At 53.9% G+C, this 10,139-nt stretch carries 9 protein-coding genes and 2 pseudogenes; 8 read left to right on the top strand and 3 right to left on the bottom strand.

Annotation, left to right across the window (positions count from 1 at the left end):
• Positions 1-59: 59 nt before the first annotated feature.
• Both ACVW0B_RS11395 and ACVW0B_RS11390 read left to right on the top strand, forming a co-directional pair.
• Positions 60-284 (top strand): annotated as a pseudogene (locus ACVW0B_RS11395) (PKD domain-containing protein); the annotation flags it as partial.
• A 6-nt stretch (positions 285-290) separates the two neighbouring features.
• Complete coding sequence (locus ACVW0B_RS11390; protein WP_457491722.1) at positions 291-791, top strand: T9SS type A sorting domain-containing protein; 501 nt, start codon at positions 291-293, stop codon at positions 789-791.
• Positions 792-842: 51 nt separating this feature from the next.
• On the opposite strand, the gene ACVW0B_RS11385 is transcribed toward ACVW0B_RS11390, so the two are convergent.
• Both ACVW0B_RS11385 and arsB read right to left on the bottom strand, forming a co-directional pair.
• Positions 843-1,259 (bottom strand): arsenate reductase ArsC, encoded by a 417-nt coding sequence (locus ACVW0B_RS11385; protein ID WP_414328749.1) that lies wholly within the window; start codon positions 1,257-1,259, stop codon positions 843-845.
• Complete coding sequence (gene arsB / locus ACVW0B_RS11380) at positions 1,260-2,270, bottom strand: ACR3 family arsenite efflux transporter (protein ID WP_414328751.1); 1,011 nt, start codon at positions 2,268-2,270, stop codon at positions 1,260-1,262.
• A gap of 450 nt (positions 2,271-2,720) precedes the next feature.
• Here arsB and grxD point away from each other — a divergent pair, with 450 nt between their 5' ends.
• The 6 genes and pseudogenes from grxD (at position 2,721) to ACVW0B_RS11350 (ending at position 7,091) form a co-directional block, all read left to right on the top strand.
• Complete coding sequence (gene grxD, locus ACVW0B_RS11375) at positions 2,721-3,062, top strand: Grx4 family monothiol glutaredoxin (protein WP_011433932.1); 342 nt, start codon at positions 2,721-2,723, stop codon at positions 3,060-3,062.
• Positions 3,063-3,091: 29 nt separating this feature from the next.
• Positions 3,092-3,382, top strand: a complete 291-nt coding sequence (locus ACVW0B_RS11370; protein WP_414329320.1) for a BolA family protein — start codon at positions 3,092-3,094, stop codon at positions 3,380-3,382.
• Between the two features lie 44 nt (positions 3,383-3,426).
• The gene (locus ACVW0B_RS11365) at positions 3,427-3,783 is read left to right on the top strand and encodes a phage holin family protein (protein ID WP_457465565.1); all 357 of its coding nucleotides are present in this window, start codon (positions 3,427-3,429) and stop codon (positions 3,781-3,783) included.
• A gap of 327 nt (positions 3,784-4,110) precedes the next feature.
• Positions 4,111-5,674: pseudogene (locus ACVW0B_RS11360) on the top strand (B12-binding domain-containing radical SAM protein).
• A 51-nt stretch (positions 5,675-5,725) separates the two neighbouring features.
• Positions 5,726-6,886 carry a SpoIID/LytB domain-containing protein gene (locus tag ACVW0B_RS11355; protein ID WP_457491721.1) on the top strand — a complete coding sequence of 387 codons (1,161 nt, stop codon included), beginning with the start codon at positions 5,726-5,728 and terminating at the stop codon, positions 6,884-6,886.
• A gap of 37 nt (positions 6,887-6,923) precedes the next feature.
• A complete protein-coding gene (locus ACVW0B_RS11350) occupies positions 6,924-7,091 on the top strand; it encodes a hypothetical protein (protein ID WP_457491720.1) in 168 nt (55 codons plus the stop codon).
• A 93-nt stretch (positions 7,092-7,184) separates the two neighbouring features.
• On the opposite strand, the gene topA is transcribed toward ACVW0B_RS11350, so the two are convergent.
• Positions 7,185-9,974 (bottom strand): type I DNA topoisomerase, encoded by a 2,790-nt coding sequence (gene topA, locus ACVW0B_RS11345; RefSeq protein ID WP_457491719.1) that lies wholly within the window; start codon positions 9,972-9,974, stop codon positions 7,185-7,187.
• Positions 9,975-10,139 lie beyond the last annotated feature (165 nt).

Raw genomic sequence — 10,139 nt, 5'->3', positions numbered from 1 at the left:
CAACTCTTTGCCGCAAATCCAAAGAATGAGTCGGCATTCCTTTCTCTCCTTCCTCTTGAATACCTGTACCCTATTTTAAATTAAAAGGCTGTAACATCTGTGCAGGGCAAAGTATTACATTTACCAATACATCTACCAATGCTACTTCCTATAGCTGGTCCTTCCCCGGCGGAACTCCTTCAACAAGTACGGCTGCCAGTCCTACTGTAACATTTAATTCAGCGGGGACATATACTGTAACATTAACAGCTAGCAATTTAAACGGAACAAACACGGCAACAGCCAGTATTGTGGTGAATCCTTTGCCCACACCTACTATAAGTGGTGGCGGTACTATTTGTCAGGGAAGCTCTGTAAATCTTACTGCTTCTGGTGGTAATAGTTTTACTTGGAATACAGGTGCTAATACTGCTTCCATCAATGTAAGCCCTGCATCCACTACTACCTATACCGTTACAGCCACAGCTACTAACGGATGTACAGCAACTGCGACTGCATCGGTTACAGTACTTAACTGTTCTTCGGTGGATGAAGTGATGAATACCTCCAACTTTTTGGTGTATCCCAATCCGGCTACTGATATGATTACCATTGCTCTGCAATTGGCTTCTGCCGAACCGTTGAAAGGAGAACTGATAACAACACTGGGTCAGGTGTTGCAGCAATTTACCATTGCTCCATCTCAGCAGCAAATAACTTTGATCACAGACGGATTGTCTTCTGGAATTTATCTTCTTAGAATATCTGACGGAAAACAAGCGATAACACAACGCATCATGGTTGTAAAATAAATCAGAAAGCCCCGGTTACGGGGCTTTTTTGTTTGTGTTTTCTTACTAGGATTAAGCAATGATAGTCTTTGAAAATTCTTCGCAGAATGTGCGTATCTCATTTCGAACCATACGAAATGCATGCATAATTTCTTCTTCACTTCCGGTTGCTTTGTCAGGATCAGAAAAACTATGATGTATGCGAATGGAATTACCTGGTATGTACGGACAGTTTTCTCTGGCATGATCACATACCGTGATGATGTAATCAAAGGGTATGTTTAAGTATTCATTTACATGGTTGCTGGTATGATGACTGATATCAATTCCATCTTCCTTCATGATTTGTATGGCTCTCGGATTTACGCCATGTATCTCAATACCGGCACTGTAAATATGAGCTTTACCTTGTAACAGATTTTCTAAATAACCATGTACCATTTGACTACGGGAGCTATTACCTGTGCATAAAACCAAGATTTTTTTCATTTAATACCTCCAACTGTTAGCGATGGCTACCAACGATAACATGATGGGTACTTCTATGAGTACACCAACCACCGTGGCTAACGACGCACCTGAATTAAGACCAAAAAGTGATATGGCCACGGCAACTGCGAGTTCAAAAAAATTACTGGCACCAATCATCGCAGCCGGTGCACAAACCGGATGTGATAAACGGAGCAATTTTCCACCCAGCCAGGTTATAAAAAATATGAAGTAGGTTTGAATGGTCAGTGGTATGGCTATCAACAAAATGGTGTATGGATGATCCAGTATGTGTTCGCCCTGAAAGGCAAAGAGTAAAACCAGGGTTGAAAGCAATGCTAGTATGGAAACAGGACGAAGTGCCGGAAGAAATTTTTGTTCAAACCAATCCTTTCCTTTTCGTTGAGGCAATATCCGATTGGTCAGATAACCCGTAGTTAGCGGTATAACAACAAAAACAACCACCGAAGTAATCAGTACTTCATACGGTATCTGTATGTTGGTTACTCCCAGCAGCCATTTTACAATGGGTACAAATGCAACCGGCAGAATAAGATCGTTGACTGAAACTTGTATTAACGTATAATTGGCATCGCCTTTTACCAAATAACTCCACACAAACACCATGGCTGTGCAGGGTGCGGCACCCAGCAGAATGGCGCCTGCCAGGTACTGGTCTGCATCTTCCGGAGTGATCCAGGTAGCATACAGATTTTTAAAGAAAATCCATCCAAACAATGCCATGGTGAAAGGTTTGATCAGCCAGTTTACAGTAACTGTCAGCGCCAGCCCTTTCCAATTTTTTGAAACACCGCCTATCGATGAAAAATCAATCTGTACCATCATCGGGTAGATCATCATCCAAACCAACACCGCTACCGGAATGTTGATGGTATATATCTGCCAGCTTTCAAGCACCGAAACAGAATTCCCCAGTATTTTCCCAAGACCAATGCCTGCAGCAATGCATAGCGAGACCCAAACGGTAAGGTATTTTTCAAAAAACTTCATGGGTTGAAATTTAATTACAGCGTTTCCATTAATTCCACTTCCCCGAAGGGAAGCGACTCCCCCCCATTATAACCCTTGTCCAGAGGTCTTGTTTTCGGCTGCAATTTCCCCTTGTTTTTCTCCGCCGAGGGGCCTGAAACCCTTGCCCAGAGCGGGATCGACCGGGTCAACGGAAGAATCAGGGTTTGAGGTTTGTCGCCGACCCTGTCGCTAACCATGTTGGTGTAGAAATTAACATGGATCCTGGGGTCGCTGCCTGGATAGGTTGGGGGCTTGGGCCAGCCCTGGGCAATGGGGCTTGCTGGTGGCGTCCGTAGAACAGAGTCTATGAGAGAATCTCTCGGCCCAACCGTGGGAAAAGTGTCGAGCATGTTAAAAGTAGACGAAAATGAGATCTCGATAGGATGCCAGTTTGCCTATCGACTGTTGTCGCTATAGTGGCTGAACACCATGCTGGATCCCCTTTTGGAAGAGAAAATCCGTGAGCAAATCCGCACCCACAAGGTGCTCATCTACATGAAGGGCACCCCGGAAATGCCCCAATGTGGGTTTTCCTATGCCGCCGTTCGTGTGCTGGATAGTTTGGGCTTCCCCTACACGGCGATTAACGTACTCGAGGATCCTGAGATCCGCCAGGGGATTAAAGAGTTTTCCAACTGGCCTACTATCCCGCAGATTTATATTGATGGGGAGTTTGTGGGTGGTTGCGACATCATCCAAGAGATGCACGCCCGCAACGAGCTGCGTCCGCTGGTCGAGGCAGCCTTTGCTAAGGCCACGGCTCAATCTTAAGGGATCCCATCTCATCCAGAGGGGTTGCCATGCTTACCCCCGACTACCTTCGGCAGCACCTGATGGAGAAGCTGCAGGCTCTTCATGTGCAGGTGGAGGATGAGTCCCACCTTCACATCGGCCACGGGGGCGGGACAGGAGGGCACTACCGAGTTCAAGTAGTGTCGCCTTCGTTTGTCGGCAAAACGACCCTACAGCGACATCGCCTGGTGTATGCCGCTCTGGCAGAACACATGGGGCGGAGCATTCACGCTTTGGCCCTGCAAACTTACAGCCCTGAAGAGGTTTCTGCGCAAGGGATCCCTGAGGAGATCAGCTAGCATAGAGGGCAAAATCGCGGCCCCATCAGGGCAGAGGAGAGAGCATGGCAACTCTTTTGGCCACCTGGCTGATGTCAGCCTTGAGTGTAATGATCCTGGCTTGGCTTTTGCCCGGGATCCACGTCTCCGGGTTTGGCGGGGCTTTGGTGGCGGCTCTGGCCATTGGTCTGGTCAATGGTTTGGTTAGGCCGATTCTCCGGCTGATCACCCTGCCGATTACAATTCTTACCCTGGGCTTGTTTTGGCTAATTTTGAACGGCATCTGCTTGGTCATTGCCGATAAGCTGGCCGGGAATGCTTTCAACATCGATAATTTCGGCTGGGCGTTTATCGGCGCAATTGTACTTTCCATCGTCAGCGGCTTGGTTCAGCAGGTTTTTGAGCAAGGTGTGCAGAACTGACTTCGTCCCCAGCCGTGAGAGGGCAGGGTTTGGTTCAAGATTGCAGGGGGTACGCTAGGGGAACGTCAACACTCAGCCCAACGATAACCAAAACCAACTTTAAGGGATCCCGATAAGCTTTACTCCATTGGCCCTGCCCGCTAAGTTTTTGCCGCAGAACCATAGGATTCTCCACAGATAGCCTGCACAAGATCTGCCAATGGCTAACATCGACAGGATATTGCGAGCAGGCGTTTGATCTGTGGCTGCTTTATCTAAGCCTAGCAAATCGATAGGAAACCAGTAGGGGATCAAGTTGGTCGATCTGCAACTCAGGAGCTGGTTGGTATGAAGGCGTTGCTGCTCTATCCGCGTTTTCCTCAATCATTCTGGTCTTACAATCGCACCATTGAGATGGTGGGGCTAAAAGCGCTAATGCCACCTCTGGGCTTGATCACCGTTGCTGCTCTGCTACCCCAACACTGGGAGATTCGCTTTGTGGATCGCAATGTCGCTGCTGAAACAGAAGCCGATTGGCACTGGTGCGATCTGGTGATCTTGTCGGCCATGCTGGTGCAAAAACAAGATTTCCACGCCCTGATTCGCAAGGCTGTACAACTGGGCAAAAAAGTAGCTGTGGGCGGGCCCTATCCAACTTCTGTGCCGCAAGACGCCCTGGAATCTGGTGCTCACTATTTGGTTTTGGATGAAGGGGAAGTGACCATACCGGCCTTTGTCAAGGCTCAAGGCTCTAGAAGCTGGGCAAGAGTCGGGCATTTTTCGGGCTGCGGAAAAACCGGATGTAACCCAAAGTCCTTTGCCAAGGTTTGATCTGCTGCGTATGGATCAATACTTCATGATGTCAGTCCAATTTTCGCGAGGTTGCCCCTTCAATTGCGAGTTTTGCGATATCATCTCTCTTTACGGACGCAAGCCGAGAACCAAAGAGCCAAGTCAAATGCTAGCCGAGCTGCAAGCTCTCTATGACTTGGGTTGGCGGGGTTCGGTATTTGTGGTAGACGACAACTTTATCGGCAATCAGCGCAACGTCAAGCGATTTTTACGAGAGCTGATCCCTTGGAGCCAAAAGCGCAATTACCCATTTACCTTTATGACAGAGGCTTCAGTCAACCTGGCGGAAGACGAAGAGCTGATGAGGTTGATGGTAGAAGCGGGGTTCTATGCTGTCTTTTTGGGCATTGAGACTCCAGACCAAGACAGCTTACAGATGACCCAAAAGCTCCAGAATACCCGCCACCCTTTGGTGGAGGCCTGTCGCAAGATCAACGATGCTGGACTGCTGATCTATGCTGGGTTTATTCTGGGCTTTGATGGAGAGCGGCCAGGAGCAGGGGATCGCATCCAGGCTTTTGTCGAGCAAACCGGTATTCCTCAGCCGATGTTAGGCATTTTACAGGCTTTGCCAAACACACAGCTCTGGAATCGCTTGAAGAAGGAGGAACGTTTGCTGGAAGGGATCGGCGTTACTGAGTTCGGCGATCAAAATACGCTGATGAATTTCATTCCCACCCGTTCTCTATCGGAGATTGCTCAAGAATATCTGGAAAGTTTTTGGAAATTGTATGATCCTGCGCGATATTTATCTCGCTGCCTGCAACAATGCCTGAATATCGGCATCAAAGATGGCCGACGGCAAATGATGAAGCTGCCCCTTCGCAAAGGGATCCACCTGCTTCTACAACTCATCTGGCGGCAAGGGATCCTTCACCCTGAAATTCGCGCCCAATTTTGGCGACAGCTATGGACGATTTGGCGACAGAAACCGAGCCTGCTGAACCTATATTTGGGCCTCTGCGCCGCAGGAGAACACTTTTGGGAATATCGGGAATTGGCCCGCGCCCGGCTTACCCAACAACTGGGATACGATCCTTTGCTGGCCGGCTCATCTTGACAGTATTTCTGGGGGAATGGTCTATCGATAGAGGATGCCCGGATGGGGCCTATGCGGCGACGACAGTTGGGGGCGATGGTGCTGGGATCCCTGTGGGCTGTTTGGGGAGGCTCTCGGCAGGCCCAAACGTCCGGGCGCGGAGATTGGCTGGCCGTGGAGCTGTTCAGCCGCTGGAGTGCGGATCCCTTGGCCGAGTTGGAGCTGATGGGCCCTTTTGTTTTAAATCAGCAGCCTTTTCCAACAGGCACCTGGAAGTTACAGGTTCGCCGCCAAGAGCTCCTTCTGACCGGGCCGGGACAGCCTCGTCGCTACCAGGGATCCCTTTGGCTACAGGGGGGAGCTCTGCGCTCCCTCGCAGGGGAGGAGCGTCGCTATCGGGGCTGGGTACAGATTCGTCCCAAGGGTTTAGGTCGCCTGCATCTGGTGAATTGGGTGAAGTTGGAAGACTATCTGCTGGCTTTGGTGCCCAGCGAAATGCCCGCCGACTGGCCAGCTGCCGCCTTGCAGGCGCAAGCCATCTTGGCCCGCACTTTGGCCATTCCCCATCTGCACCCCGGCCCCAGAAGAGAATGGCCCTCTACCTCGATAAGGCTATTGCAGGATTCCACCGCCCACCAGTTCTATGGTGGCCTGGCCTATGAAACGGCGGCGACCACTGCTGCGGTGCGGGCAACCCGAGGGCAGATCCTAACCCATGCCGGCCAGCCGATAGAGGTTCTGTTTCACTCCACCTGTGGGGGCCACACCAGCGCCAACCAGGATATTTTTGCCCCACCCGCCCGCCCCTACCTACAAGGGGTGATCTGTGACGGGTGTCGCGCCTCTCCCTTCTATGGCCCTCACAGCGTCCGGCTCAGCCGACGGGAGTTGGAGCCAGCCTTCGGCAACGGCGATCTGGAGATTGTGCAGTCGGATCCCTGGGGTCGCCCTGTGCGCATTCGCGTTGGATCCCAACTGTTGACTGGCCAAGAGTTTGTGCTGCGCCTTGGCCAAACCCTGGGTTGGGGGATCCTCCCCAGCAACCGCTTCACGTGGGAACGTCTCCAGCCAAAGCCCGGCCAGCAGGAAGTGTACCTTTTCACCTATCGTGGGGCCGGCCATGGGGTGGGACTGTGTCAGTGGGGATCCCGCGGCTTGGCCGAGCAGGGCTACACAGCGCCGCAAATTCTCAATCACTACTTCCCCGGCACCCAGGTGATAACGTTGAGCTGAAGGCTGTTGGCCCCGACTCCAACTCTCATTTACTCCCGTGTCCCTTGCACACCCCCATCGTCGCCATCCTGCCTACTGCTACTGCAGTGAGCTGGAACACGCCCAGATTCCCAAGCGCCAGCAGCAGGATCCCTTGCCGTTTGCAGAAGCAATGGGTTGCATTGCCAATCAGGAAGCCGCCGTGTCCGCTGCTTGCGGCCCTTGAAGCAGTTGTGTCGTCAGCAAAACTGTTACATGGCTAACCCCTAAGCCACCCTGAGCAGGCGACCTTGGGCCATCGCACCCCAAGAAGCTGACCTCAGGCGGGGGCTTTGGGGGTGATCTTCACAATGGTGGGACGGGATCCAACCTGAGCTGACCCATTCGCTTGGGCTTGCGGCTCTTTGGCCATCCCGCTGCCAGTGGAAGTGGTTTGTGCTTTACGCCGCTTCTGCGGCACAGCATTTCCGGCCTGCTGGGCTGTAGGGCTGCTGGAGGCAGTTTTGGCTTGGGCTTTACCTGCAGAAGCGGTCGAGCGGCTTTTCCCCTTGACCTCTGCAGAAGAGACTTCTTTTTCAGCCAGCACCTGCAGGGCCATTTCCAGGGTAACCGCTTCGGCAGGGATCCCTTTGGGCAAAGAGGCATTGACCTTGCCATGTTTGACATACAGCCCATAGGGGCCGTCGTGCAGATGAACCGGCTCGCCATCCTCAGGATGGGATCCCAGCTCCCGCAAGGGCTTGGCAGAGCCGCGCCCACGGCCTTTCTTGGGCTGGGCCAACAACTCCAGCGCCCGCTCCAGGCTGATGGTCAGCACATCCTCATCGGCGGGCAGAGAGCGGAAATCGCCATCACAGACTACGTAGGGGCCGAAGCGGCCAATACCGGCCTGCACCTTTTTCCCCGATTCCGGGTGTTCCCCCAAGGTGCGAGGCAAGCTCAGCAACCCCAAGGCAATCTCTGGCGTGACCTGATCCGGTTTCAACCCTTTGGGCAGGGAGGTGCGCTTGGGTTTTTTGTTGTCCTCAGAAACTTCTCCCAATTGCACATAGGGGCCGTAGGGGCCCTGCGGGATCACATAGATTGGCTCCTGGGTTTCCGGGTGAAAGGCAATGGGCTTGGGGCCTTCTTGCTTCCGCTGGATCAGCTCCGCGATGTGTTCTGCGCTCAGATCGGCGGGGGGAATATCCTCCGGCAGGTTGGCGCGCACCTCTCCGGACTCGGTTTCGACCGCCACATAGGGGCCATAGGGGCCAATGCCGATCTTGACAGGCAGGTTCTCCAGATGGATGGAGCGGGCCAGGCCGGAATCAATTTCCAGCTCGCGCGCCTTCACCTGTCCCTCGAGACCCTGCTCGCCCAAGAAGAAATGGCGCAGATAGGGCAGCCACTCCGCCTGTCCAGAAGCAATGTCGTCCAGCGTTTGCTCCATCTCGGCAGTGAAGCGGGTATTCACCAGGTTGGGAAAGTATTTTTCCAGCAGCTCGGTGACTGCAAAAGCTGTGTAGGTGGGCACGAGGGCACTTCCCATCGGCCTGACGTAGCCACGGCTCATGATCGTATTCAAGATGGTGGCGTAGGTGCTGGGGCGGCCAATGCCCTCACTTTCCAACACCTTGACCAAGGAGGCTTCCGTATATCGGGCTGGAGGCTGGGTTTCGTGGGCAACGGGTTCCAGCTTCTGGCAGCGGAGGGGATCCCCCTGCCGCAACAGAGGCAGATGCACCTCCCGATCTTCCAAAGCCGCCTCTGGGTCGTCGGATCCCTCCACATAGGCGCGGAAAAAGCCGGGAAAATCGATGCGCTTGCCGCTGGCCCGGAACACCGCATCGTCTACGGCGATGAGTACGATGGTGTGGGTCTGCCGCGCCTCAGCCATTTGGCTGGCGACGGTGCGCTTCCAGATCAGGTCGTAGAGGGCCAGCTCCTGGCCGGAGAGGGGGGTTTGGCTGGGCAGGCGAAACTCTGATCCAGCAGGACGAATGGCCTCGTGGGCTTCTTGCGCCCCTTTGGTTTTGGTGGTGTACTGACGGGGCTCGGGGCTGAGATATTCTCTGCCGTACATCGACTCCACGCAGGCGCGGGCAGCGCGGATGGCCTGCTCCGACAGGTGGACCGAATCGGTGCGCATGTAGGTGATGTAGCCCTCTTCGTAGAGCTTTTGGGCAATGCGCATCGTCTGCTGGGCCGACAGGTGCAGCTTGCGGTTGGCCTCCTGCTGCAGGGTGGAGGTGGTAAAGGGAGGGGCAGGTTTGCGGGTGGAGGGGCGCTCTTCCACAGAGCTGACGATCCAGGCTTTTCCCAGCAAGCGATCCCGCAGGGCCTCGGCCTGGGCCTGATCCAACAACACCACATCCCGCCCGGCAATGAGCTGGCCGGTGCTGGGATCGAAGTCTTGCCCATTGGCCAGGCGTTTGCCACCCAAGCTCACCAGCTCTGCTGGAAAGACAGCCTGCTGGCCGGCGACGGTCGTTTTGGGCTGCAGCTCCGCTTTGAGATCCCAGTAGGAGGCTTTTCTGAAGGCGCGCCGCTCCCGCTCTCGATCCACCAAAAGCTTGACCGCCACCGACTGCACCCGCCCTGCCGAGAGTTTGGGGGCAATTTTTTTCCACAGCAGCGGCGACAGGGTATAGCCCACCAGGCGATCCAAGATGCGGCGGGTCTCCTGGGCACGCACCAGTTGTTCATCCACCTCACGGCAGTTTTGCAGCGCCTCCTGAATGGCCTCGCGGGTAATCTCGTGGAACACCATGCGGCGGGTGGGCACTTTGGGTTGCAGCACCTGCTGCAAGTGCCAGCTAATGCTTTCCCCTTCGCGGTCTTCGTCGGTGGCCAGGATCAGCTCGTCCGCCTTCTTGAGCGCTTCCTTCAGCTCCTTGACCACCTTTCTTTTGTCCTTGGGGATGACGTAGAGGGGCTCGAAGTCGGCGTGGACATTGACCCCCAGGCGGCTCCACTCTTCTCCTTTCAATTCTTCTGGAATTTCAGATGCCGAATCGGGGAGATCCCGCACATGTCCCATCGAGGCCTGAACTTCGTACCCTGCGGGCAAGAATCCACGGATGGTACGGGCTTTGGTGGGAGATTCGACAATGACCAGCTTAGGCATAATTGAGGTTGGCAGCAATCGGCTTAGGTTGTCGCATTTCCCGCCCCAAGGATTGGGCGGGCCAGCATACACTGCAAGAGGTGCTTAAGATAGACAGCCTACTTTTCTGGAGCGTAGCAAGTCTACCTGCGCTTGACCAGCCGTCATCGGCGATGATCCGAGCGG

It is taken from the genome of Thermostichus sp. MS-CIW-23 (genome assembly GCF_054059455.1).
Note: the sequence above shows the minus strand (reverse complement) of the source record. Positions and strands in the feature narration are given on the sequence as shown.

Bases quoted from the DNA above. Each gene is read 5' to 3' on its own strand.
- arsB (WP_414328751.1), bottom strand. From the start codon at position 2,270: ATGAAGTTTTTTGAAAAATACCTTACCGTTTGGGTCTCGCTATGCATT.
- grxD (WP_011433932.1), top strand. From the start codon at position 2,721: ATGCTGGATCCCCTTTTGGAAGAGAAAATCCGTGAGCAAATCCGCACC.
- ACVW0B_RS11355 (WP_457491721.1), top strand. From the start codon at position 5,726: ATGCGGCGACGACAGTTGGGGGCGATGGTGCTGGGATCCCTGTGGGCT.
- ACVW0B_RS11385 (WP_414328749.1), bottom strand. From the start codon at position 1,259: ATGAAAAAAATCTTGGTTTTATGCACAGGTAATAGCTCCCGTAGTCAA.
- ACVW0B_RS11370 (WP_414329320.1), top strand. From the start codon at position 3,092: ATGCTTACCCCCGACTACCTTCGGCAGCACCTGATGGAGAAGCTGCAG.
- ACVW0B_RS11365 (WP_457465565.1), top strand. From the start codon at position 3,427: ATGGCAACTCTTTTGGCCACCTGGCTGATGTCAGCCTTGAGTGTAATG.
- topA (WP_457491719.1), bottom strand. From the start codon at position 9,974: ATGCCTAAGCTGGTCATTGTCGAATCTCCCACCAAAGCCCGTACCATC.